General features: G+C 73.3%; 21 protein-coding genes and 1 pseudogene. 14 read left to right on the forward strand and 8 right to left on the reverse strand.

Translation table 11 applies throughout. The annotated features are described in order from the left end of the window. Positions 1 to 51 precede the first annotated feature (51 nt). Complete coding sequence (locus BUE44_RS28380; protein WP_073501869.1) at positions 52 to 1,059, reverse strand: sugar phosphate isomerase/epimerase family protein; 1,008 nt, start codon at positions 1,057 to 1,059, stop codon at positions 52 to 54. Between the two features lie 85 nt (positions 1,060 to 1,144). Further along, positions 1,145 to 2,305, reverse strand: coding sequence for a Gfo/Idh/MocA family protein (locus BUE44_RS28385; RefSeq protein WP_073501909.1), 1,161 nt, complete (start codon positions 2,303 to 2,305; stop codon positions 1,145 to 1,147). 216 nt (positions 2,306 to 2,521) lie between these two features. On the opposite strand from BUE44_RS28385, the gene BUE44_RS28390 reads away from it, so the two are divergent. After that, a complete protein-coding gene (locus BUE44_RS28390; RefSeq protein ID WP_159450311.1) occupies positions 2,522 to 3,742 on the forward strand; it encodes an ROK family transcriptional regulator in 1,221 nt (406 codons plus the stop codon). On the opposite strand, the gene BUE44_RS28395 is transcribed toward BUE44_RS28390, so the two are convergent. Then, positions 3,636 to 4,520, reverse strand: coding sequence for a VOC family protein (locus BUE44_RS28395; RefSeq protein ID WP_073501870.1), 885 nt, complete (start codon positions 4,518 to 4,520; stop codon positions 3,636 to 3,638). The genes BUE44_RS28390 and BUE44_RS28395 overlap by 107 nt on opposite strands. A 137-nt stretch (positions 4,521 to 4,657) precedes the next feature. Here BUE44_RS28395 and BUE44_RS28400 point away from each other — a divergent pair, with 137 nt between their 5' ends. After that, a complete protein-coding gene (locus BUE44_RS28400) occupies positions 4,658 to 5,485 on the forward strand; it encodes a sulfurtransferase (protein WP_073501871.1) in 828 nt (275 codons plus the stop codon). Between the two features lie 549 nt (positions 5,486 to 6,034). On the opposite strand, the gene sepH is transcribed toward BUE44_RS28400, so the two are convergent. From sepH to BUE44_RS28415, 3 genes are all read right to left on the reverse strand, one after another. Further along, the gene (gene sepH / locus BUE44_RS28405; protein WP_073501872.1) at positions 6,035 to 7,114 is read right to left on the reverse strand and encodes a septation protein SepH; all 1,080 of its coding nucleotides are present in this window, start codon (positions 7,112 to 7,114) and stop codon (positions 6,035 to 6,037) included. A 384-nt stretch (positions 7,115 to 7,498) separates the two neighbouring features. Beyond that, on the reverse strand, positions 7,499 to 8,740 hold the full coding sequence (locus BUE44_RS28410) for a D-arabinono-1,4-lactone oxidase (RefSeq protein ID WP_235002544.1): 1,242 nt from the start codon (positions 8,738 to 8,740) through the stop codon (positions 7,499 to 7,501). 37 nt (positions 8,741 to 8,777) lie between these two features. Further along, positions 8,778 to 10,067: an MFS transporter gene (locus BUE44_RS28415; protein WP_073501874.1), complete on the reverse strand. Its 1,290-nt coding sequence runs from the start codon at positions 10,065 to 10,067 to the stop codon at positions 8,778 to 8,780. Between the two features lie 126 nt (positions 10,068 to 10,193). On the opposite strand from BUE44_RS28415, the gene BUE44_RS28420 reads away from it, so the two are divergent. Next, positions 10,194 to 11,354 (forward strand): ferrochelatase, encoded by a 1,161-nt coding sequence (locus tag BUE44_RS28420; protein ID WP_073501875.1) that lies wholly within the window; start codon positions 10,194 to 10,196, stop codon positions 11,352 to 11,354. 8 nt (positions 11,355 to 11,362) lie between these two features. Then, positions 11,363 to 12,187 (forward strand): inositol monophosphatase family protein, encoded by an 825-nt coding sequence (locus BUE44_RS28425; protein ID WP_073501876.1) that lies wholly within the window; start codon positions 11,363 to 11,365, stop codon positions 12,185 to 12,187. Positions 12,188 to 12,454: 267 nt separating this feature from the next. Here the strand turns inward: BUE44_RS28425 and BUE44_RS38040 are convergent, their stop codons facing one another. Further along, complete coding sequence (locus tag BUE44_RS38040) at positions 12,455 to 12,628, reverse strand: hypothetical protein (RefSeq protein WP_200804550.1); 174 nt, start codon at positions 12,626 to 12,628, stop codon at positions 12,455 to 12,457. Between the two features lie 233 nt (positions 12,629 to 12,861). Here BUE44_RS38040 and BUE44_RS28430 point away from each other — a divergent pair, with 233 nt between their 5' ends. From BUE44_RS28430 to BUE44_RS38045, 4 genes are all read left to right on the forward strand, one after another. Beyond that, positions 12,862 to 13,515, forward strand: coding sequence for a response regulator transcription factor (locus BUE44_RS28430; RefSeq protein ID WP_073501877.1), 654 nt, complete (start codon positions 12,862 to 12,864; stop codon positions 13,513 to 13,515). A 4-nt stretch (positions 13,516 to 13,519) separates the two neighbouring features. After that, positions 13,520 to 14,779, forward strand: a complete 1,260-nt coding sequence (locus BUE44_RS28435) for a sensor histidine kinase (RefSeq protein WP_073501878.1) — start codon at positions 13,520 to 13,522, stop codon at positions 14,777 to 14,779. Between the two features lie 417 nt (positions 14,780 to 15,196). After that, a complete protein-coding gene (locus BUE44_RS28440) occupies positions 15,197 to 15,496 on the forward strand; it encodes a DUF4193 domain-containing protein (RefSeq protein WP_033173914.1) in 300 nt (99 codons plus the stop codon). Positions 15,497 to 15,564: 68 nt separating this feature from the next. After that, entirely contained in the window at positions 15,565 to 16,389 is an 825-nt protein-coding gene (locus BUE44_RS38045; protein WP_200804551.1) for a hypothetical protein, read from the forward strand. Between the two features lie 45 nt (positions 16,390 to 16,434). Here BUE44_RS38045 and BUE44_RS28450 read toward each other — a convergent pair whose 3' ends face one another. Next, complete coding sequence (locus tag BUE44_RS28450) at positions 16,435 to 16,890, reverse strand: DUF3093 domain-containing protein (protein WP_073501880.1); 456 nt, start codon at positions 16,888 to 16,890, stop codon at positions 16,435 to 16,437. Between the two features lie 79 nt (positions 16,891 to 16,969). On the opposite strand from BUE44_RS28450, the gene BUE44_RS28455 reads away from it, so the two are divergent. The 6 genes and pseudogenes from BUE44_RS28455 (at position 16,970) to BUE44_RS28480 (ending at position 23,167) form a co-directional block, all read left to right on the forward strand. Beyond that, complete coding sequence (locus tag BUE44_RS28455) at positions 16,970 to 17,575, forward strand: PaaI family thioesterase (RefSeq protein ID WP_073501881.1); 606 nt, start codon at positions 16,970 to 16,972, stop codon at positions 17,573 to 17,575. After that, positions 17,572 to 18,096, forward strand: coding sequence for a dUTP diphosphatase (gene dut / locus BUE44_RS28460; RefSeq protein ID WP_073501882.1), 525 nt, complete (start codon positions 17,572 to 17,574; stop codon positions 18,094 to 18,096). Before BUE44_RS28455 ends, dut begins: the two co-directional genes overlap by 4 nt. A 2-nt stretch (positions 18,097 to 18,098) precedes the next feature. Then, entirely contained in the window at positions 18,099 to 18,878 is a 780-nt protein-coding gene (locus BUE44_RS28465) for a DUF3710 domain-containing protein (RefSeq protein ID WP_073501883.1), read from the forward strand. Between the two features lie 168 nt (positions 18,879 to 19,046). After that, a pseudogene (locus tag BUE44_RS28470) lies at positions 19,047 to 19,674 on the forward strand (ABC transporter ATP-binding protein); the annotation flags it as partial. Between the two features lie 23 nt (positions 19,675 to 19,697). Beyond that, positions 19,698 to 20,420, forward strand: a complete 723-nt coding sequence (locus BUE44_RS28475) for an ABC transporter ATP-binding protein (RefSeq protein ID WP_073501885.1) — start codon at positions 19,698 to 19,700, stop codon at positions 20,418 to 20,420. A gap of 206 nt (positions 20,421 to 20,626) precedes the next feature. After that, positions 20,627 to 23,167, forward strand: a complete 2,541-nt coding sequence (locus BUE44_RS28480) for a sensor histidine kinase (RefSeq protein WP_073501886.1) — start codon at positions 20,627 to 20,629, stop codon at positions 23,165 to 23,167. Positions 23,168 to 23,209: the final 42 nt, after the last annotated feature.

Genomic DNA, 23,209 nt, shown 5'->3' on the forward strand with positions numbered 1-23,209 from the left:
TCCTCCCGTGGGACAGGCATGCTTCCCGTGCGGCAGGCGTGCGCGGCGCGGTCAGGAGGACGAGCTGAAGGCCGAGTCGAAGGACGCGGCGGGCGGCTCGATCGCGGCCAGTTCGCGTACGTGCGCGAGCGCGGCGGGCGCCCCCAGCAGCCGGTCCATGCCGGCGTCCTCCCATTCCACCGAGATCGGCCCGGCGTAACCGATGCTGTTGAGCATCCGGAAGACCGGCTCCCACGGGACGTCGCCGTGCCCGGTCGAGACGAAGTCCCAGCCGCGCCGCGGGTCGCCCCACGGCAGGTGCGAGCCGAGCCGCCCGTTCCGCCCGTTCAGCTGCTTGACCGACTCCTTGCAGTCGACGTGGTAAATGCGGTCCTTGAAGTCGTAGAGGAAACCGACCGGGTCCAGGTCCTGCCACACGAAGTGGCTGGGGTCGAAGTTCAGCCCGAAGGCGGGGCGGTGGCCGATCGCCTCCAGGGTGCGCACCGTCGTCCAGTAGTCGTACGCGATCTCGCTGGGGTGCACCTCGTGCGCGAAGCGCACCCCGACCTCGTCGAAGACGTCGAGGATCGGGTTCCAGCGGTCGGCGAAGTCCTGGTAGCCGCGGTCGATCATCTCCGGCGGCACCGGGGGGAACATCGCCACGGTGTGCCAGATCGAGGAGCCGGTGAAGCCCACCACGGTGTCGACGCCGAAGGCGGCGGCGGCCCGCGCGGTGTTCTTGATCTCCTCGGCGGCCCGGGTGCGCACCCCCTCGGGCTCGCCGTCGCCCCAGATCCTGGACGGCAGGATGCCCTTGTGCCGCTCGTCGATCGGGTGGTCGCAGACCGCCTGCCCGGTCAGGTGGCAGGAGATGGTCCAGCACTTCAGCCCGTGCTTGTCCAGGGTGTCGCGCAGCCGGGGCAGGTAGCCGTCGTCGCTGAGCGCCGCCTCGACGTCGAAGTGGTCGCCCCAGCAGGCGATCTCCAGGCCGTCGTAGCCCCACTGCGAGGCCAGCCGGCACACCTCGGTGAAGGGCAGGTCGGCGAACTGGCCGGTGAAGAGGGTGACGGGTCGTGCCATGTGCGTCCTCCGGTGGCAGGGGGTGGGCGGTCGGGAAGTACGGGATCGGGCGGGGGCTCGCGGCCGGGCGGTGCCCGCGGCGGTTTCAGGACCTCGCGCCGGCGCCCTGCACCGGGATGTGGACGCCCAGCGCCGCCGCGCTGGACTCGACGGCCGCGAGCACCTTCTGCACCTGGAGCCCGTCGCCGAACGAGGGCCGCGGATCCTGCCCCTGCGCGACGGCCGTCACGAAGTCGCGCACCTGGTGGGTGAAGGTGTGCTCGTAGCCGATCAGGTGGCCCGGCGGCCACCAGGCGTCCAGATACGGGTGGGTCGGCTCGGTCACCAGGATGCGCCGGAAACCGGCCGTCGAGGCGTCCTCCGAGCGGTCGTGGAAGGCCAGTTCGTTCATCGACTCGGCGTCGAAGGCCAGCGAGCCGGCGGAGCCGCTGATCTCGATCCGCATCGCGTTCTTGTGCCCGGTCGCGAAGCGCGTCGCCTCGAACACACCGATCGCGCCGCCGTCGAAGCGGGCGGTGAAGAGCGCCGCGTCGTCCACCGTCACCGCGCCGCGCTCGCTGCCCGCCGTCCCCGACAGGCCGCTGGAACTGGCCGGCAGCGGGCGCTCGGTCACGAACGTCTCCAGCACCGCGCCGACCGAGGAGATCCGCTGCCCGGTCAGGTACTGCGCCACGTCGATGCTGTGCGCGCCCAGGTCGCCGAGCGCGCCGGAGCCCGCCCGGTCCTTGCGCAGCCGCCACGCCAGCGGGAATTCCGGGTCCACCAGCCAGTCCTGCAGATACTGGGCCCGCACCTGGTGGATCCTGCCCAGCCTGCCCTGCTCGACCAGCTGCCGGGCCAGCGCGAGCGCCGGCACCCTGCGATAGTTGAAGGCCACCATGGACCGCACCCCGTCGGCCGCGGCCTTCTGCGCCGCCGCGGCCATCTCCTCGGCCTCGCGCACCGAGTTGGCCAGCGGCTTCTCGCACAGCACGTGCTTGCCCGCGGCCAGCGCGGCCAGCGCGATCTCGGCGTGGCTGTCCCCGGGCGTACAGATGTCCACCACGTCGATGTCCGGGCGGGCCACCAGCTCGCGCCAGTCGGTCTCGGCGGACTGCCAGCCGTACCGCTCGGCGGCCTGCTTCACGCGCTCCGCCGACCGGCCGCAGACCGCGGTCATCTCGACCCGCAGCGGCAGCTCGAAGAAGCGGCCCGCGGTGCGCCACGCGTGCGAATGCGCCGCTCCCATGAAGGCATGGCCTACCATGCCGATCCGCAGGGCCTGCGGTGCTGTCTCCGTCACGTGCGTCCTCCTCGGGCGGCGCTGGGCCGTGAATCGTTATTCATCCGGCATCGACTGAAACTCGTGGAGTTGGATAGAACAGTTCGCGAGTTTCTGCCTGAACTTCGTCATAAGTCAAGGCTCTTGACCGGTCCTGACGCAAGAGGGCGCGGCACGCGGGTCCAGCACCCGCGGGCCGACATGCACACACCCCCGGGGGTAACGATCGACACACCAGTCAACCTGCGCGAGGTCGGAAGGCTGCGGGTTCTCGAAGCCCTGCACGCCACACAGCGCAGCAGCCGTCCCGAGCTGGTACGGGTCACCGGCCTGTCCCGGGCCACCGTCTCGTCACTGGTCGCCGATCTCATCGCGGTCGGCCTGGTCACCGAGGAGGAGCCGGACGCCGACGACCCGGAGCCGCGCCGCACCGGGCGCCCCGCGCAGTCGCTGTCCCTGGTGCCGACCGCCGGCTACGCGATCGGCGCGGACATCGGCCACCAGCACGTACGGGTGAACCTGTGCGACCTGTTCGGCACGGTGCTGTGGGAGCACTGGGTGGCCAAGGACGTGGACCGCGCGCCCGAGGAGACCCTCGACCTGGTCGCCGTCCTGGTCGGCCGCGCCCTGCAGGAGACCGGCGTCGCCAGGGCCCGGGTGCTCGGCATCGGCGCGGGCATCGCCTCCCCGGTCGAGAAGGGCAGCGGCGAACTCGGCGCCGAGGGCATCATGCCGGGCTGGGTCGGGCTGCACCTCACCGAGGAGCTGCGCAAGCGCACCGCACTCCCGGTCCGCGTCACCAACGACGCCAACGCCGGCGCCCTGGCCGAGCTGATGTACGGAGCCGGACGGCAGATCGGCGACATGGTCTACGTACGGCTGTCGGCCGGCATCGGCGCCGGCATCGTCAGCAACGGGCAACTGCTGCTGGGCGCGCGCGGTCTCGCCGGCGAGCTGGGCCACCTGCCGCTCATCGCCGACGGCCTCATCTGCCGGTGCGGCAACCGCGGCTGCCTGGAGACGGTGGCCAGCCCAGTCGCCATCGCCCGGCTGCTGACGCAGAGCTGGGGCCGCCACGTCGCCGCTCGCGACCTGCCCGGACTGATCAGGCAGCGCAACACCGGCGCCCTGCGGGCCGTCCGCGACGCCGGCGACGCGGTCGGCCGCGCCCTGTCCACCCTGGTCACGCTGCTCAACCCGCGCCTCATCGTGGTCGGCGGCGACCTCGCCTCGGCCGGCGAGGACCTGCTCGAACCCCTCCGCGCGGGCGTCCGGCGCCACACCCTGCCCTCCGCCGCGCGGGGCGTCGAGATCGTCACCGGCGGCCTCGGCGACGGCGCCGAGGTCCGCGGAGCGGCCGGCCTGGTCCTCGCGGGCGCCCCGCACCTGCTGTCGACGACGCCGCCGGTCGAGGTGGCGTGACACGCCCTAGCCCTGGCTGGACCCGGGCCAGCAGGGCGAAGGCCGCGCCCTCGGGGCCGGCCAGCGTGGCCGCGGGGCCGTGCGGGCCCGAGTGCGGCGGGGTGAGGACGCGGCTGGCGAGGCGGGCGGCGGCCGGGACGTCCTCGACGGCGAAGGCCGTCATCCAGTGCGCGCCGCGGTCCCGCGGAAGGTCTGGGCCGACGCCGTGGACGCCGGCCACCGCGCGGCCGTCCAGGGTCAGCACGGCGCGGTCGTCGTCGCCCGGCCCCTCCCGCTCCAGCTCGAAGCCGAAGACCATTTCGTAGAACTTGCCGACCATCGCCGAGTCGTGCGTCACCAGTTCGCTCCGCGCCACGCTCCCCGGCGCGCCGGTGAGGTCCGCGCCGCCGAACGCCCCGCTCTGCCAGATGCCGAAGACGGCGCCGGACGGGTCGACCGCGACCGCCAGCCGGCCGTCCTCGCCGATGTCGAGCGGGCCGATGCCCACCGTGCCGCCGCACTCCCGGACCGACTCCGCGGCGCGGTCGACGTCGTCGACGGTCAGTATCGTCGTCCACGACACCGGCCGGTCCGCCTCCGGCGCCCCCTCCCCGATGCCGGCGACCCGCAGACCGCCGACCACCGCGAGCGCGTACCAGCCGAGCTGCTGGGGGCCCGGGACGAACTCCCAGCCGAACAGCGCCCCGTAGAAGTCCCGGGCCAGGTCGGCCCGGTGCGCCATCAGACTTGCCCAGCAGGGTGTGCCGGGCTGACGCCGGGACGGTACCTCGGTGTTCATGCGAACGCTCTCCTCATGGGCAGCCCCGCTGCCTGCCCGGCTTTCCGCGGGGATTGGCACAGCCGATGGTCGCACCGACGGGAGCGATGGGCGGTGGGCCGCGCCGGGCACAACTGCCGGGCGTCCACAATAGGTCCATGGAATTCCTCATCTCCGCGGCCGAGCTGGCCGCCGCCCCCGTTCCGCCGGTCCTGCTCGACGTGCGCTACCGGATGGGCGGGCCGTACGGGCAGGGCGAATACGCCAAGGGCCACATCCCCGGGGCGCGTTACGTCGACCTGGACGCCGAGCTGGCCGCGCCGCCGGGAGCCGCGGGGCGGCATCCGCTGCCGGACGCGGGGGAGTTCGGCGCGGCCATGCGCCGTGCCGGCGTCGGCGCCGACACGGACGTCGTCGTCTACGACGACTGGAACGGCTGGGGCCCGGCCCGCGCCTGGTGGCTGCTGCGCTGGGCCGGCCACCGCCGGGTCCGGGTGCTCGACGGCGGCCTGGCCGCCTGGCGGGCCGCCGGACAGCCGCTGAGCACGGAGGAACCGCCGCCGGGCGAGGGCGACTTCGTGCCGCGGCCCGGCGGCATGCCGGTGGTCGACGCGGAGGGCGCCGCCGCGCTGGCCCGCCGCGGGCTGCTGCTCGACGCCCGCGCGCCCGAGCGCTACCGCGGCGAGGTCGAGCCCATCGACCCGGTCGCCGGCCACATCCCCGGCGCGGTCAACGCGCCCACCACGGCCAACGCCGCTCCGGACGGCACGTTCCTGCCCGCCGCGGAGCTGGCCGCCCGCTTCACCGCCCTGGGCGCCGACGGCTCGACGGAAGTCGGCGTCTACTGCGGCTCCGGCGTCTCCGCCGCCCACCAGATCCTCGCCCTCGCCGAGGCCGGGATCCCCGCGGCGCTCTACCCGGGCTCCTGGAGCGAATGGGTCTCCGACCCGTCCCGCCCCGTCACCACCGGCCCCGCCGGGCCCTGAGCCCCACGGGGCTGTGTCTGATCTGCGGCTGACGCCGCGGGCGCGCGCGTGGCCCGGATCGGCCCGAACAGCCCCTTCGGGCCGACGACGACCCGCGGCCCCGGTGGTGGGCTGGTCGCGCAGTTCCCCGCGCCCCTGAAAAGGCCCGCCGGGCGCCCGGGCCTCATCCCCGCAGGAGGGTGCCATCCAGGGGCGCGGGGCTGTGTCTGATCTGCGGCTGACGCCGCGGGCGCGCTCGTGGCCCGGATCGGCCCGAACAGCCCCTTCGGGCCGACGACGACCCGCGGCCCCGGTGGTGGGCTGGTCGCGCAGTTCCCCGCGCCCCTGAAAAGGCCCGCCGGGCGCCCGGGCCTCATCCCCGCAGGAGGGTGCCATCCAGGGGCGCGGGGCTGTGTCTGATCTGCGGCTGACGCCGCGGGCGCGCTCGTGGCCCGGATCGGCCCGAACAGCCCCTTCGGGCCGATGACGACCCGCGCCCCCGAAAGGCGCCCGCCCGGCAGGGCAGCGGGACCCCCGCCGGGGGATCCGGGAGGGATTCGAGGCAGGAAGCTATTCCTGCTTCTTGCGGCGGCTGCCGAAGACGATCTCGTCCCAGCTGGGGACCGTCGCCCGGCGGCCCGGGCGGACGCCGTCCGCCTCGGCCTGGCGGTCGGTCGTGCCGACCAACCGGTCGCGGTGGCCCGCGACGGCCCGCGGCATGAGGACGTCGGCGTACGCCGACCCCGCGCTGGCGGCCGGAGCCGCCGTCTCCTGCTCGGCCTCGGCCGCCGGCTCCGCCGGTACCGGGTCGGGCGGCGCGACCGGCGGTGCGGGCACCACCATGTCGCCGCGGAAGCTCGGCACCGCCTCCAGCAGGCTGGTCAGCGAGTCGCGCTCGTCCGGCTCGGCGGCGGCGACGACGTCGGCCCGCGCCTCCCTGGTCTCGCGGGCTTCGCGGGGTTCGCGGTCCTGGCGGTCCAACTGCCGGTCGAGCGCCCGGTCCAGCGGGCGGTCCCTGGGCAGCCGGGCGATCCTCGGCACGAACGGGAAGCTCGGCTCCTGCGCCTGCGACTGGGCCTGCGTGGTCTCGCCGATCAGCGACCTGGCCTCGTCGTCCACGGCCTGCACCAGCCGGCGCGGCGGGTCGTAGGTCCAGCTCGCCGAGTGCGGCTCACCGGCGACCCGGTAGACCAGCAGCACCTCCCAGGTGCCGTCGTCGCGCCGCCAGGAGTCCCACAGCACGGTCTCCTTCTCCGCGCCGCGCAGCAGCAGCCGTTCGGCCACCGCCTCGCCCAACTGCGGGCCTGTGCTCTCGCCCTGCCGCCTGACCGGGGTCTTCCTGGCCCGCTCGGCCATGAAGGCGCGCTCGGCCAGCACGGGGCCCTCGAACCGGCGTACCCGCTCCACCGGGATGCCGGCCATCTGCGCGACCTCCTCGGCGGAGGCACCCGAGCGTATCCGCGCCTGGATGTCGCGGGGCCGCAGATGGCTCTCGACCTCGATCTCGATCTGGCCGAGCCTGGCACGGTCGTTGCGGACGGCGGCACGCAGCCGCTCGTCGATGGGGAGCGTGTATTCCGTGCTGTCGGCAGCCTTGAGCACCAGTCGTGTGCCGTCGTTGCTGACGGCCACGACGCGCAGTTCGGGCACGGTTACCTCCCGGGTGGTGCCTGCCGACGTCAGTTGCGTCGCTGCTCCCGTTGGACGAGTGTGGCCTGCCCGGGTGCAGCGTGCCACAACCTTGCAGAGTTACCCGGCGTGTCGGCACTGCCTGGTGACACGCCGTTATGGGACGGTGGTCGATTGGCCACTGAGTGTGACCGATCTCCGCACACCGGGACGAGTGCCGTCAGGCTCCCCTCCCGTTCGTCCGGGCGACCGGACGGGCAGCCGGGAGCACGGATTCGTCACGGTACTCCATTTGGGCCAGCGGGGGGCGGCTGCCGCGCCGCTGAATGTGGTGTATGGAGCGGGGAGTTGGGTGACCCGGCTCACTCGTTCGTGGCACGCGCCGGGGGCAAAAAGGGCGAAGGCCTACGAACCAAGCACCCGCCGGAGGTAGTCGTTGGCGAACAGCCGTTCCGGGTCCAACCGGTCGCGCAGGTCGGTGAACTCGGTGAAGCGCGGGTAGACGGTCCGGAAATAGTCCGCGTCCCGGGTGTGCATCTTGCCCCAGTGCGGCCGGCCGCCCCGCTCGGTCATGATCTTCTCGACCGCGGTGAAGTACTCCTGGTACCGGCTGCCGCGAAACATGTGCACCGCGATGTACGCGCTGTCCCGGCCGGACGCCGTCGACAGCGCGATGTCGTCGGCCGGCGCGACCCGTACCTCCACCGGGAAGCTGATCCGCAGCGAGGACCGCTCCACCATCGCCTTGAGCTGCCGGATCGCGTCGACCGCCGCCTCCCGGGGCACCGCGTACTCCATCTCCACGAAGCGCACCCGGCGCGGGCTGGTGAAGACCTTGTACGGGATGTCGGTGTACGTACGGGCCGACAGCGCGCGGCTGGAGATCCTGGCGATGCCCGGGATGGCCGCGGGAGCCGCCCTGCCCACCGCGCAGGCGGCCTGGAAGACGCCGTTGGACAGCAGTTCGTCGTCGATCCAGCCGCGCACGGCGGGAAGCGGCGCCGCGGGCCCCTGACTGCGGTTGTTGCGCTTGGTGTTGCAGCTGTCGGTGTGCGGGAACCAGTAGAACTCGAAGTGCTCGTTCTCCGCGGCGAGCGCGTCGAACTCGGACATCACCCGGTCGAAGGCCATCGGCTCCTCGCGGGCGGTCAGCAGGAAGACCGGCTCCACCGCGAAGGTGACCGCGCTGATCACGCCGAGTGCGCCGAGGCCGATCCGGGCCGCGGCGAAGACCTCGGGCCGCTCGTCGGCCGAGCAGGTCAGCACCGAGCCGTCCGCGGTGACCAGTTCGAGCGCGGTGATCTGCGCCGCGATGGAGCCCGAGTCGCGTCCGGTGCCGTGGGTGCCGGTGCTGGTGGCGCCGGCCACCGTCTGCTCCATGATGTCGCCCATGTTGGTCAGCGACAGGCCCTCCGCGGCCAGCGCCGCGTTGAGCTGCCTGAGCTGCACCCCCGCCTCGGCGGTCACGGTGCCCGCGGCCCGGTCGATGGAGCGGATCGCGGTCAGCCGCTCGGGGCGGATCAGCACCCCGCCGGTGGCGGCCGCGGAGGTGAAGGAGTGGCCCGAGCCGACCGCCTTGGCGGTCAGGCCGTCCGCCGCGGCCGCCCGCAGCGCCTCGGCCAGTTCCTCGGCCGAGGCCGGTGCCACGGTGCGCGCCGGGCGCGCGACGACGTTGCCCGCCCAGTTACGCCATGTCTCCGTGTCCGTCGATCGTGTCGTGCGCCTCGATCGCGTCGTGCGCCTCGATCGTGCCGTGCCCGTCGTCGTACCCACCGCGCGGCTCCTTCCGCTCCGGCGCCGGACGCAGCCGGCGATACCCGAGTCCTGCCACCGCCGCGGCGAGCAACGCCGCGCCGGCGGGCACCGCGAAGGCCGTCGAGGCACCCTGCGCGTCGGTCACCCGACCGGCGAGCGCGGCCCCAAGGGCGACCCCGATCGCGAGCCCCGTGGAGGTCCACGTCATGCCCTCGGTCAGCTGTGCCCGCGGTACCAGCCGTTCGACCAGGTTCATCGACGTCACCATTGTCGGTGCGATCGTCAGACCGGAGAAGAACAGCGCCACGGCCAGGAACGCCAGGTTTCCGACCAGTAGTGGCGGGATCATACTCACCGCCATCAGGGTGACGCCCAGCAGGAACCTGCCCTGCGCCGTCCCGCGCGGTCTCATCAGGCCGAACGTCAGCCCGGCCAGGCACGATCCGAGGGCATATGTCGCCAGCACCAGGCTCGCCAGCGGTTTGTGGCCGCGCTCGTCGGCGAAGGCCAGGGTGATCACGTCGACCCCGCCGAAGACCATGCCGGTCCCGACGAAGACCCCGATGAGCACCGGCATGCCCGGCGCGCGCACCGGCGAGCCGCCCGAGTGGTGGGTACGCGGATGCGCCCGCGGCTCGGTCCGCCGCTGCCCGGTCAGCAGCAGCACGCCGGCACCCAGGAAGAGGGCGGCCAGCAGCGGCCCCGCCTCGGCGAACCAGACGGTGCACAGCCCGATGGACAGGATCGGGCCGACGATGAAGACGATCTCGTCCACCACTGATTCGAACGAATACGCCGTGTGCAGAAGTTCCGGTGTCCCCCGGTGGATGGCCGACCAGCGGGCCCGCACCATCGCGCCCAGGCTCGGCATGACGCCCGCGCCCGCCGCGCACACGAACAGCAGCCAGGACGGCGCCCCGCCCTTGACCAGGGCCAGCAGCACCAGCACCGACAGCACGGTGATCGCGGCCGCCGGCCGCAGCACCCGCGCCTGGCCGTACCTGTCGACCAGCCGGGACACCTGCGGCCCGAAGGCCGCGCCGGACAGCGCGACGGTGGCCGACAGCGCGCCGGCGAGCCCGTACCGCCCGGTGACCTGCGAGACCATCGTCACGATGCCGATGCCCAGCATCGACAGCGGCATCCGCCCGACCAGCCCGGCGGCGGAGAAGGCCCGGGTGCCGGGCGCCGCGAATATCGCGCGGTAGGGGCTGGTCACGTAGGCGCTCCCGGTAAGGACTGTGGTGGGTCCATACAGCTTACGAAGCATGGCAACCGGTTAAACGCGCCCTGCTCGGCCGGGGCCGGTCGGGGGCGTCCGCCGCCTGGTGGCAGGATCGGAGGTATGCCAGAGCAGTCACCCCCCAACGACGCCCGCCCGCCGGCGACCGCAGCGCCGGGTACCGACCCGGCCCCCTACGACGCGCTGCTGCTGCTGTCCTTCGGCGGCCCCGAGGGACCCGACGACGTGGTGCCGTTCCTGGAGAACGTGACCCGCGGCCGCGGCATCCCGCGCGAGCGGCTCAAGGAGGTCGGCAGCCACTACTTCCTCTTCGGCGGCGTCAGCCCGATCAACGCGCAGAACCGCGACCTGCTCGACGCCCTGCGCAAGGACTTCGCCGAGCACGGCCTGGACCTGCCGGTCTTCTGGGGCAACCGCAACTGGTCGCCCTACCTGACCGACACCCTGAGGGAGATGTCCGACGCGGGCCACCGCCGCGTCCTGGTGCTGGCCACCAGCGCCTACGCCTCCTACTCCGGCTGCCGGCAGTACCGTGAGAACCTGGCCGCCGCCCTGGCCGCGCTCGCCGCGGAGGGGCGTACGGTGCCGCGGGTCGACAAGCTGCGGCACTACTTCAACCACCCCGGCTTCGTCGAGCCGATGGTCGAGTCGACGCTGGAGGCGCTGGCCGCCCTGCCCCCCGCGGTACGGGACGGCGCGCGGCTCGCCTTCACCACCCACTCGATCCCGACGGCGGCCGCCGACACCTCGGGCCCGGTGGAGAGCCACGGCGACGGCGGCGCCTACGTCGCGCAGCACCTGGAGACCGCCGCCCTGGTCGCCGGCGCGGTGCGGGCGGCGGACGGCGTCGAGCGCCGCTGGGAGCTGGTCTACCAGTCCCGCAGCGGCGCCCCGCAGATCCCCTGGCTCGAACCCGACATCTGCGACCACCTGGAAGAGGCCCACGCCGACGGCGCGCCCGCCGTCGTCATGGTGCCGATCGGCTTCGTCTCCGACCACATGGAGGTGAAGTACGACCTGGACACCGAGGCGACCGCCAAGGCCGCGGAGCTCGGCCTGCCGGTCAGCAGGGCCGCCACCGTCGGGGCCGACCCGCGGTTCGCCGCGGCCGTACGCGACCTTGTGCTGGAGCGGGCCGCCACCGAGCGCGGCGCGGCCCCCGCGCGCTGCGCGCTCGGCGCGCTCGGCCCGAGCCACGACGTGTGCCCCGTGGGCTGCTGTCCCGCCAGGACACCGCTGCCCGCCGCCGCAGGAATGGACTGAGGAGTCACGTGAGCACCGATCCGTCACCGCCCGACCGCACCGCGGAGTTCGCCCAGCTGCTGGAGGTCGCACTCGACGCGGCCCGCAGGGCGGGCGCCCTGCTGCGCGACGGCCGCCCCGCCGACCTCGGGGTCGCCGCCACCAAGAGCAGCCAGGTCGACGTCGTGACCGAGATGGACATCGCGGCCGAGAAGCTGATCACCACCTGCATCGACCGGCTCCGCCCCGACGACGGCCTCCTCGGCGAGGAGGGTGCGAGCCGGGAGGGCACCAGCGGGGTGCGCTGGGTCATCGACCCGCTGGACGGCACCGTGAACTACCTCTACGGCCTGCCGTCCTGGGCGGTCAGCATCGCCGCGGAGAAGGACGGCGAGGTGGTCGTGGGCGTCGTGGAGGTGCCGATGCGCGGCGAGACCTACCAGGCGGTGCTGGGCGGCGGCGCCCTGGTCAACGGCGTCCCCGCGCGCCGCAGGCCCGCGCCGGAGCTGTCCCACGCGCTGGTCGGCACCGGGTTCGGCTACCTGTCGCAGCGGCGGGCCGCGCAGGCGGAAGTGGTGCGTACGCTGCTGCCGCAGGTGCGCGACATCCGGCGCGCCGGGTCCGCCGCGATCGACCTGGTCGACGTCGGGTGCGGCCGGCTCGACGCGTACTACGAGCGCGGCCTGAACCCCTGGGACCTCGCCGCGGGCGACCTCTTCGCCCGCGAGGCCGGGGCGCTCACCGGCGGCCGGCCGGGCGAGCGCGCCTCGGGCGAGCTGACGGTCGCCGCCCCCACCGGCCTGTTCGAGCCGCTCCAGCAGCAGCTGGACGCGCTGGGCGCCTGGCACGACTAGGGCCTGTCCGGCGGATCTTGGCGGATCAGCCTGCGGCGTCCGGTGCCGTACATCGCAAGGCGGAGAATCATCCTCGTACCGGGTCGTACAAGGATGATTCGACAACGCTGGGGGCACCTCCCGCCGAAGGCAGGGGGAGGGGTGCGGTGCCGGGCGTCGCAGGCCCGGCAAGACCCGCCGGACAGGCCCTAGAACCCGTGACGGCCCGCTCGCGCGGGCATGCGAACGCCCCGGCGCCCTCATGGGGCCGGGGCGTGCGGCTGGGGGTCAGGCGACCTTGGGCCGTACGTCCACGCCGTGCTCCGATGCGAGCCTGCGCAGGTCGTCAAGCTCGCCCTGTTCGACCTCGGCGAGGAATTCGTCGCCCGTCTCCCGCGCTTTCCGCAGGTCGGACTCCGTGGTGTGTATGCGCTGCAGGATTCCGGTCGTGAACGCGTCCATGTGGCGCCCCCTCGTCGTCTCCGTTGACACGGGGAATGTGTCAAGCCAGATGCCGCGCGCGACAACGCTCGGCAGGCGTGGTGTGTGGGTGTTCAGTCGTCCTCCCCGCCGCGCCAGCGGGGGAAACCTCATCCACCGGGGGGAAATTCCACCGGCGCCGCACTTACCGCCGATTTACCGGTGCCCGGTGCAGGATGGAGGAGCGTTCCCACAGCTCATGGAAGGAAAACGCCTTGCGCGTACTGGTCGTCGAGGACGAGCAACTGCTCGCTGACGCGGTTGCCACCGGCCTTCGCCGCGAGGCCATGGCCGTCGACGTGGTCTACGACGGCGGCGCCGCGCTGGAGCGGGTCGGCGTCAACGACTACGACGTGGTCGTACTGGACCGTGACCTCCCCGTCGTGCACGGTGACGACGTGTGCCGGCAGATCGTCGGGCTGGGGCTGCCCACCCGGGTGCTGATGCTCACCGCCGCCGGCGACGTCAGCGACCGGGTCGAGGGCCTGGAGCTGGGCGCCGACGACTACCTGCCCAAGCCCTTCGCCTTCACCGAGCTGACCGCCCGGGTCCGCGCGCTGGGCCGCCGTACGACCGCGGCCCTGCCGCCGGTCCTGGAGCGCTCCGGCATCCGGCTCGACCCGAACCGCCGCGAGGTGACCAGGGACGGCGCTGAGGTGCACCTGGCGCCCAAGGAGTTTGCCGTGCTCGAGGTGCTGATGCGCAGCGAGGGCTCGGTGGTCTCGGCCGAGCAGCTGCTGGAGAAGGCCTGGGACGAGAACACCGACCCGTTCACCAACGTGGTGCGGGTCACGGTGATGACCCTGCGCCGCAAGCTGGGCGAGCCGCCGGTGATCGTCACCGTGCCCGGCTCGGGTTATCGGATCTGATCACGTGGCGACCGCATCCCCCTCCTCCCCTCCGCCCCCCGTCCCGCAGGTCCCGCCGCGTCCGCCGTGGGACCCGCAGCCGGCCGAGAGCCAGCCGCCGTGGCTGCGGCCGACCATCCGGATACGGCTGACCGTGCTTTACGGCGGCATGTTCCTGATCGCCGGCGTGCTGCTGCTGTGGATCATCTACCTGCTGGCCGCCCAGGCCATCCGGCAGGGCAGCGACCTGCCCTTCGAGATCATCAGCGCCAACATCCACAACAACGGGTGCGCCGCGCTGCCCTCCTCCGGCCAGGCCACCCAGCAGGAGTTCGCCGCCGCGGTGAACACCTGTATGCAGCACCAGCGGGACCTGGCGCTCAACACGATGTTCAAGCGCTCGCTGCTGGCCCTGATCGGGCTGGCGCTGGTGGCCTTCGCCTTCGGCTACGTGATGGCCGGCCGGGTGCTGGCCCCGCTGGGCCGGATCACCCGCACCGCGCGCGGCGTCGTCGGCTCCGACCTCAAGCGCCGTATCGAGCTGGACGGCCCTGACGACGAGCTGAAGGAGCTGGCGGACACCTTCGACGAGATGCTGGACCGGCTGGAGCGCTCCTTCGACGCCCAGCGCCGCTTCGTGGCGAACGCCTCGCACGAGCTGCGCACCCCGCTGGCGATCAACCGCACGCTGCTGGAGGTCCAGCTGTCCGATCCGGACGCGTCCGCCGACCTCCAGCAGCTGGGCAGGACCCTGCTGGCCACCAACGAGCGCAGCGAGCAGCTGGTGGAGGGCCTGCTGCTGCTGGCCCGCAGCGACAACGAGATCATCGACCGCAAGCCGGTGGACCTCGCAGAGGCGGCCTCCCAGGCGCTGGAGCAGACCCGTGGCGAGGCCCAGGCCAAGGGCGTGGAGCTGCGCGCCTCTCTGGAGCCCGCGGTCGTCCAGGGCAACGGGGTGCTGCTGGAGCGCATCGCGCTGAACCTGGTGCAGAACGCGGTGCGGTACAACGTGCCGGAGGACGGATGGGTCGAGGTGGGCACCGAGGTACGGGGCGGCCACGCGCTGATCGTGGTGGCCAATACCGGGCCGGTCGTCCCGGCATATGAGATCGACAATCTTTTCGAGCCTTTCCGGCGGCTGCGCACCGAGCGCACCGGGAGCGACAAGGGCGTCGGGCTCGGTCTGTCCATCGCCCGCTCGGTGGCCAGAGCGCACGGCGGCACGATCAGCGCGGAGCCGCGCGAGGGCGGCGGCCTGGTCATGCACGTGGCGATCCCGGTGTGAACCACGTCACTCCGGCGGTCGCGGACCGCCGCGGCCCGCCCGACCGCTGTTCGCTTTGCGAGTAATTTTGTGGTCTGTGCCGCGTCCGGACGGGTTGTGATCGATCGCACACACGATTTCCCCATCGCCTACACTCAGTGATCAAGACATTGGGGAAAAGACCGGAAAATCCATGTTTCCGCAGGTCATGATCACGGGAAGTACAGGTACTGGTGGCCGCGGCGGAAGCATTCCCGGCCAACGGAGACCATGATCGGCCACCCGTGCGATCACCCCTTCGGGGGCGAAACTGGGTGTCGATTGAGTAACAGGCCTTGATGTGAGGCAAAATCTCCGCCTCAGGTCGGGCACAAGTCCGGCCTCCCGCGCGTTACGTGCGCTGGAGACACCGCAGACACCCACAGGGGGAGAGCGAATATGGCTACTGATTACGACACACCACGCAAGACCGACGATGACGTCAACGAGGACAGCATCGAAGAGCTGAAGGCCAGGAGGAACGAGAAGTCGACCTCCGCGGTCGACGTCGACGAGTTCGACCAGGCCGAGTCCCTCGAACTGCCCGGCGCCGACCTCTCCAACGAGGAGCTGTCGGTCCGCGTGCTGCCCCGGCAGGCGGATGAGTTCACCTGCATGAGCTGCTTCCTGGTGCACCACAGGAGCCAGCTGGCGTCGGAGAAGAACGGGAACCCGATCTGCCGCGACTGCGCGGCCTGATCGAGGTGACCGGCACGCCGGAAGGCCGTGAGGGCGCTGAGCGGGGCCGTGCGGCCTCGCTCGCGGCCATGACCGCCCACGGCCTCGGCCGGGGCGTCAGGCGCGGTGTGAGCGGTGTGAGCGGCGGCGCCCGCAGAGGCGGCAGCGTCGCACTGGGCGGCGCCCGCAGAGGCGGCAGCGCCGCACGGGCCGGGATCGGCTCGGCGTCCGAGCGGCTCATCGAGGTGGCACCCCGCATTCCGGTGCGGGACCTTGCCGCCCTGCGCCGGCAGTTTCCCGGGCTCGGCCCGGAAGCGATCGCGGACCGGCTGATCGCGGCCGCGGTCAAGGGCACGATGACCGTCGGCGCCGGTATCGGGGCCGCCGCGATGCTGCCCACCCCGCCGGCGATGCCGGCCGAGCTGGTGGCCGAGACGCTCGGCGTCGCGGCCATCGAGTACAAGCTCATCGCCGAGCTGCACGAGGTCTACGGACTGCGCGTCCCCGGCGGCGCCCGCGAGCGGGCGACCGCCTATCTGTGGTCCTGGACCGAGCAGCGCGGTATCGATGTGCTCAAGCTGTCCACCGTCAATGTCGCGCTGGGCAGCAGCATGAAGCGGGAGATGCGGCAGCGGCTGCTGCGCAGGACGCTGCGCAATGCGCCGGTCCTCACCCCGTTCATGATCGGCGCTGCCGTGGGGGCGGTGATGAACCGCCGGGACACCCGCAAGCTTGCCGAGCGCGTCCGCCGCGACCTGCGCGCCGCGCAGTTCCCCTGGCCCGAGCTGCCGGTAGCCGAGGTCGGCCCCGGGCCGTATCCGGCGATCGACGCGGGCCTGGACGTCGACGATCCGACCGCGCCCGGCGACGATCCGACCGCCACCGGCGACGACCGGCCCCCGACCGGGCGGTGAGCACCCGGCAGCAGGCCGTGCCCGGCCCCCGACCGGAGCCGGCGGCTACGCCGCGTCCACGGTCCTGACCGCGTCCAGCGCCGCGGCGAGCCGCTGCGGCGAGCGCGTCGACAGATAGACGTAGGGCGTCGGGTCCGCCGGATCGGTCACCTCGACCCTGAGCGCGGTCGGCACGTAGGAGCGCAGCAGCATGAAGGCCCGCGGGTCCGCCTTGTACGAGCGCCAGGCCACCGTCTCCTCCGGACCGAGCACGGTGGCCGTGCCCAGCGCCGCCACCGGGATCTTTGCCTTGCCGGCGACCAGCGAGCCGGCGACCACCCTGATCCGGGCCGACCCGTAGGAGCTGACCGCCATCATCGACAGCGCCGCGCCGCCGACCAGGCCGGCCAGCAGCGGCAGCGGGCCGAAGGGGAGCAGGATCAGCGCCATCGCCACACCCACGGCGATGGCCAGGAACCACCAGGATCGCGGGACGGTGAGGCGTTCGTCGTAAGGCTGCATGGCACCAGACTGCCATGTGCCGCGAAGACTGCCGCAGGCACGGCGGGATGGCACAGCGCAGGAGGGTAGGGTCTCGGGCGTGAGTGCAGCCACGACACCCCCGGGCGCGGGACGCCCGGGCCTGACGCCGCCGTCCGACGCCGCCGCCCCGGTACGGCACCCCGACGCCCCCGCGCCGGGCGAACTGCTGGGCGCGCACTACGACCAGTGCTTCGGCTGCGGCGATTCCCAGCCGCACGGGCTGCACCTCGCGGCCAGGGCCGGCGAAGGCGTCAGCGTCACCGCCGAGTTCACCGTGCAGCCCGCCCATCAGGGGGCGCCGGGCCTCGCGCACGGCGGGGTGCTGGTGTCCGCCCTCGACGAGACGCTGGGCTCGCTGAGCTGGCTGCTGCGGGTCATCGCGGTCACCGGCCGGCTGGAGACGGACTTCGTCCGCCCGGTGCCGGTTGGCGCCACCCTGCACCTGTCGGCCCGCTGCACCGCGGTCGCCGGCCGGAAGATCTACAGCAGCGCCGAGGGCCGGATCGGCGGCCCGGAGGGGCCGGTGGCGGTCCGCGCCGACGCGCTTTTCATCGAGGTCAAGCTCGACCACTTCACGGCCAACGGCAGGCCCGAGGAGATCAGGGCCGCAATGGACGACCCGGACCAGGTCAAGGTCGCCCGCGCCTTCGAGGTGAACCCGTGACCCGGCCCCCGGTGGACGTGCTGCTGCGCCGCCTCGACGACTCCGTGCCGGTGCCCTCCTACGGGCACCCCGGGGACGCCGGCGTCGACCTGATCACCACCGAGGCCGCCGAGTTGGCGCCCGGGGAGCGGGCCGTGCTGCCCACCGGGATCTCCGTCGCGCTGCCCGACGGCTACGCGGCCTTCGTGCACCCGCGCTCGGGCCTTGCCGCGCGCTGCGGAGTGGCCCTGGTGAATGCCCCGGGAACGGTGGATGCCGGGTACCGTGGAGAGATCAAGGTGATCGTCGTCAATCTGGATCCGCGCGAGACCGTGCGGTTCGACAAGGGCGACCGGATCGCCCAACTGGTCGTCCAGCAGGTCGAGCGGGTCCGCTTCCACGAAGTGGCGGAGCTGCCCGGCTCTGCCAGGGCCGCGGGGGGCTTCGGCTCCACGGGGGGTCATGCCGCGGTGGAGACGCCGTCGGCTGGCACGTCCAGATACGGATACGCATCGGTCGTAGCAGACCGGGAAGGACAGTGACCGTGTTCCGTCGTCGCAAGGAGCGCGAAGACGCCCTCGACGAGCTCGATGAGGCCGTCGAGGCCGAAGACGAGCTGGCCGAAGACGCCGAGGAGTCGGACGACTCCGGTGACTCCGCCTCCAACCGGTACAACCTTCCGCCCGCGCCGCGGCCCGACGGCCCGTGGGACGTGAGCGAGGTCAGGGAGCCCGGCGACGGCCGGGTGGACCTCGGCGGGCTGTTCGTGCCCGGGGTCGAGGGCATGGAGCTGCGGGTGGAGGTTGCCGGCGAGTCGATCGTGGCCGCCACCGTGGTGCTGCGGGACAGCGCCGTCCAGCTCCAGGCGTTCGCCGCACCGAAGTCCGAGGGGATCTGGGGCGAGGTGCGCGAGGAGATCGCCTCCGGCATCACCCAGCAGGGCGGTGTGGTGGACGAGGTCGAGGGCCCGCTGGGCTGGGAGCTGCGCGCGCAGGTGCCCGTGCAGCTGCCGGACGGCACCAACGGGGTGCAGCTGGTGCGCTTCGTGGGCTGCGACGGACCGCGCTGGTTCCTGCGCGGGGTGATCTCGGGGCAGGGCGCGGTGCAGCCCGCCGCCGCCGGAGTGCTGGAGTCGGTCTTCCGCGACACCGTGGTGCTGCGCGGCGACTCCCCGATGGCGCCGCGCGACCCGATCGTGCTCAAGCTGCCCAACGACGCCCAGATGGTGCCGGACGGCGCCGCGGCCGAGCAGCAGGAGCCGTCGAAGTTCGGTGACGGCATCGACCCGATGCGCCGCGGCCCGGAGATCACCGAGCTGCACTGACCCCCGGCGGTCGCGTCACAGCGTTCACACCGGCCCGGACCTGGCCAGACAGGTCCGGGCCGCGCCGCGTCCCGGGCGCTCCCGCAGAGCGGGGAGGGCACGCCGGTGCAAGAATCCGGCAAGGCACGTGCGCCGAGCGGAATTCGACATCCACCGCGCCGAGGGCGTCGAGGTCCAGGCCCTGCAAGGCCTCGGGCCGCGGAGCCGCTCGACAGGCCCGGCGTCGCGGACTGCCGCAACCGCCGCCCCGGCGAGCTGTCCGGCGGCCAGCGGCAGCGCGCCGCCATCACGGCGGCGGGCGCCAACACCCCCCGGGCACTGGCAGCGGGCGCCAACACCCCACCGGGTGCTCTTCGCCGACGAGCCCACCGGCGAGCTGGACACCGCGAGCGGCGCGGAGGTCTTCGCCGCCCCGCGCCGCACCAACGCCGAACTGGGCGTCACCGTCCTGATCGTTACCCATGACCCCGCGGTCGCCGAACAGGTCAGGCGTACGGTACGGATACGCGACGGCCGGACCGCGACCGAAGTGCTGCGCCCGTCCGCGGGCGGGGCGGCCGCGGGCGCCGCGCAGGAAGCGGGGGAACACGCCGTCCTCGACCGGGTGGGGCGCCTGCAGTTGCCGCGGGAATTCACCGAGCGCTACGGGCTGCACCGCCGCGTCCGGCTGACCGCGGAGCCCGACCACCTCGGGGTGTGGCCGGACCGCGGGCAGGCCGCGCGGGAGACCGGGCACGACCCGGACCCCGGCGCGGGCGGCCGGGCGAAGGACGAGCAGGAGGGGGACGACGAATGAAGGACCGGGATGGGGGAGCGGGAATGACGGAGCAGTCAGCCACGGCCGTGGCGACGTCGCCGAAGACCGGCGAGATGGTGGTGGTCGAGGACCTGCGCCGCACCTACGGCAGCGGCGACACCGCCGTGCACGCCCTGCGCGGGGTGTCGTTCGCGGTGCCGCGCGGCGAACTGGTGGCGCTCAAGGGCCGCTCGGGCTCGGGCAAGACCACCGTGCTGAACCTGGTCGGCGGCCTGGACAGCCCCGACGGCGGGCGCATATCGCTGGACGGCACGGACCTGGCGGGGCTCGGCGACGACGACCTGCTGGCGCTGCGCAGGGACCGGATCGGCTTCGTCTTCCAGTCCTTCGGCCTGATCCCCATCCTCACCGCGGCCGAGAACGTCGGGGTGCCCATGCGGCTGCGCAAGACGCCGCCGCGCGAGCGCGAGGAGCGCGTCGAGCTGCTGCTGGCCCTGGTCGGCCTCGCCGACCACGCCGCCCAGCGCCCCGGCGAGCTGTCCGGCGGCCAGCAGCAGCGGGTCGCAATCGCCAGGGCGCTCGCCAACCGGCCCGACCTGATCATCGCCGACGAGCCCACCGGGCAGCTCGACGCCGACACCGGCCTGGCCGTGATGGAGCTGCTGCGGGCCGTGGTGCGCAGCGAGGGCGTGACCGCGCTGGTCGCCACCCACGACAACCAGCTGCTCGCGCTGGCCGACCGGGTGCTCGAACTGCGGGACGGCCGGATCGTCTCCGACAGCTGAGCGGGGCGCCTGAGCCGGCCCGGGCCCCTGCACACTGGTCACGGTGACAGCGCGTGATCGTCCGTGACCGGCAAGTGCCGAGGCCGGTCTTCCCGGCGGTCTGCTGCCGCGCCGCCGCCATGGAGGCCGTCAAGACGGCGTCAAGGTGTCCCCGGACGGTCGACCCGGTCCCTTATGTCGGGTTCGGTCGTTCTAAGGTCAAAGGCATGGCACGCGGCACACTGCGCATATACCTGGGGGCCGCCCCCGGCGTCGGCAAGACCTACGCCATGCTCTCCGAGGCCCACCGGCGCGTCGAGCGCGGCACCGACCTGGTCATCGGCTACGTCGAGCACCACCACAGGCCCCGTACCGAGGTGATGATGCACGGCCTGGAGGAGGTCGCCCGCCGCGAGCACGACTACCGCGGCAGCTCCTTCACCGAGATGGACGTCGACGCGGTGCTGCGCCGGGCACCCGAGGTCGCGCTGGTGGACGAGCTGGCCCACACCAACGTGCCGGGCTCCCGCAACGCCAAGCGCTGGCAGGACGTCGAGGAACTGCTGGCGGCCGGCATCGACGTGGTCTCCAACGTCAACATCCAGCACCTGGAGTCGCTCGGCGACGTCGTCGAGGCCATCACCGGGGTGCGGCAGCGCGAGACCGTGCCCGACGAGGTGGTCAGGCGCGCCGACCAGATCGAGCTGGTCGACATGTCGCCGCAGTCCCTGCGCCGCCGGATGGCGCACGGCAACATCTACGCCCCCGACAAGGTCGACGCGGCCCTGTCCAACTACTTCAGACCCGGCAACCTGACCGCGCTGCGCGAGCTCGCGCTGCTGTGGACCGCTGACCGCGTCGACGAGTACCTGCGCGAATACCGCGCCGAGCACCGCATATCGGCCGCCTGGAAGGCCCGCGAGCGGATCGTCGTCGGCCTGACCGGCGGCCCCGAGGGCCGCACCCTGATCCGGCGGGCCGCCAGGATGGCCGCCAAGGGCTCCGGCGGCGAGATCCTGGCCGTGCACATCGTGCGCAGCGAGGGGCCCGTATCGGGGTCCGCCAAGGAGCTGGCCGTCCAGCGCACCCTGGTCGAGGACCTCGGCGGCTCCTTCCACCACGTCATCGGCGACGAGGTGCCCGACGCGCTGCTGGACTTCGCCCGCGGCGCCGACGCCACCCAGATCGTGCTCGGCAGCAGCCGCCGCAAGACCTGGCAGTACGCCTTCGGGCCGGGCGTCGGCACCACCGTCGCCCGCGAGGCCGGCGACATCGACGTCCACATCGTCAGCCACGAGCACGTCGCCAAGGGCCGCGGCCTGCCCGCCGCCCGGGGCGCCAGGCTGGGCCGCTCCCGGGTGGTGGCGGGCTGGCTGACCGGCGTGCTCGGCCCGGTGCTGCTCGCGGTGGTGCTCACCCGCTGGCACCCGGGCCCCGGCCAGGCCACCGACATGCTGCTCTTCTTGACCCTCACGGTCGCCGCGGCCCTGGTCGGCGGGCTGCTGCCCGCCCTGGCGTCCGCGGTGGTCGGCTCGCTGCTGCTGAACTACTACTTCACCCGGCCCACCCACTCCTTCACCATCGCCGAGCCGGAGAACATCGTCGCGATCGTGATCTTCGTGCTGGTCGGCGCCGCCGTCGCCTCGGTGGTCGACCTGGCCGCCCGGCGTACCCAGCAGGCGGCCAGGCTGCGCGCCGAGGCGGAGATCCTCTCGCACCTGGCCGGCAGCGTGCTGCGCGGCGAGAGCTCACTGGACGCGCTGCTGGAGCGGGTCAGGGAGACCTTCGGGATGGAGTCGGTGGTGCTGCTGGAGCGGGAGGGCGAGCACGCCCCGTGGAAGTGCGCCGCGGCGGTCGGCAGCCGGCCCTGCGCGCGCCCCGAGGACGCCGACGTGGAGGTCGCCGTCAACGACCGGCTCTCGCTGGCGCTGCTCGGCCGGGTGCTGCCGGCCTCCGACCGCCGGGTGCTGTCGGCCTTCGCCGCGCAGGCCGCGGTGGTCCTGGACCGCAAGCGGCTCGCCGACGAGGCGGGCAGGGCGCGGCAGCTCGCCGAGGGCAACCGGATACGCACCGCGCTGCTCGCCGCCGTCTCGCACGACCTGCGCACCCCGCTGGCCGGCATCAAGGCGTCGGTGTCCTCGCTGCGGTCCGCCGACGTCGCCTGGTCCGCGGAGGACGAGGCGGAGCTGCTGGCCGGTATCGAGGACGGCACCGACCGCCTCGACCACCTGGTGGGCAACCTGCTGGACATGTCCCGGCTGCAGACCGGCACCGTCAACCCGCTGATCCGCGAGCTGGACCTCGACGAGGTGGTGCCGATGGCGCTCGGCGGCGTCCCCGAGCGGAGCGTCACCCTGGACATCCCCGAGACGCTGCCGATGGTCGCGGTGGACCCCGGCCTGCTGGAGCGCAGCGTCGCCAACGTGGTGGAGAACGCCGTCAAGTACAGCCCGCCCGGCGAAGCGGTCCTGGTGGCCGCCAGCGCCCTCGGCGACCGGGTGGAGGTCCGGGTGGCCGACCGCGGCCCCGGCGTGCCCGACAGCGCCAAGGAGCAGATATTCGAGCCCTTCCAGCGGTACGGCGACGCGCCGCGCGGCACCGGCGTGGGCCTCGGCCTCGCGGTCGCCCGCGGCTTCGCCGAGGCCATGGGCGGCACCCTGGTCGCCGAGGACACGCCCGGCGGTGGACTGACCATGGTGCTCACCCTGCGTGCCGCGGCGGGCGGCCGGCCGGCCCGCCCCGGCCTCCCCGCGACGGCGACCCCGTGAGCCGGCAGGCGGGGGAGCGGCCGGCGGGCGGCGGCGGGGACG

The organism is Actinacidiphila paucisporea, from assembly GCF_900142575.1.
GTDB classification, from domain to species: Bacteria; Actinomycetota; Actinomycetes; order Streptomycetales; family Streptomycetaceae; genus Actinacidiphila; species Actinacidiphila paucisporea.

Bases quoted from the DNA above. Each gene is read 5' to 3' on its own strand.
- BUE44_RS28400 (WP_073501871.1), top strand. From the start codon at position 4,658: ATGGAATTCCTCATCTCCGCGGCCGAGCTGGCCGCCGCCCCCGTTCCG.
- BUE44_RS28390 (WP_159450311.1), top strand. From the start codon at position 2,522: ATGCACACACCCCCGGGGGTAACGATCGACACACCAGTCAACCTGCGC.
- BUE44_RS28385 (WP_073501909.1), bottom strand. From the start codon at position 2,305: ATGGTAGGCCATGCCTTCATGGGAGCGGCGCATTCGCACGCGTGGCGC.
- BUE44_RS28480 (WP_073501886.1), top strand. From the start codon at position 20,627: ATGGCACGCGGCACACTGCGCATATACCTGGGGGCCGCCCCCGGCGTC.
- BUE44_RS38040 (WP_200804550.1), bottom strand. From the start codon at position 12,628: ATGGACGCGTTCACGACCGGAATCCTGCAGCGCATACACACCACGGAG.
- BUE44_RS28475 (WP_073501885.1), top strand. From the start codon at position 19,698: ATGACGGAGCAGTCAGCCACGGCCGTGGCGACGTCGCCGAAGACCGGC.
- BUE44_RS28420 (WP_073501875.1), top strand. From the start codon at position 10,194: ATGCCAGAGCAGTCACCCCCCAACGACGCCCGCCCGCCGGCGACCGCA.
- BUE44_RS28380 (WP_073501869.1), bottom strand. From the start codon at position 1,059: ATGGCACGACCCGTCACCCTCTTCACCGGCCAGTTCGCCGACCTGCCC.
- BUE44_RS38045 (WP_200804551.1), top strand. From the start codon at position 15,565: ATGACCGCCCACGGCCTCGGCCGGGGCGTCAGGCGCGGTGTGAGCGGT.
- BUE44_RS28440 (WP_033173914.1), top strand. From the start codon at position 15,197: ATGGCTACTGATTACGACACACCACGCAAGACCGACGATGACGTCAAC.
- BUE44_RS28450 (WP_073501880.1), bottom strand. From the start codon at position 16,890: ATGCAGCCTTACGACGAACGCCTCACCGTCCCGCGATCCTGGTGGTTC.
- BUE44_RS28395 (WP_073501870.1), bottom strand. From the start codon at position 4,520: ATGAACACCGAGGTACCGTCCCGGCGTCAGCCCGGCACACCCTGCTGG.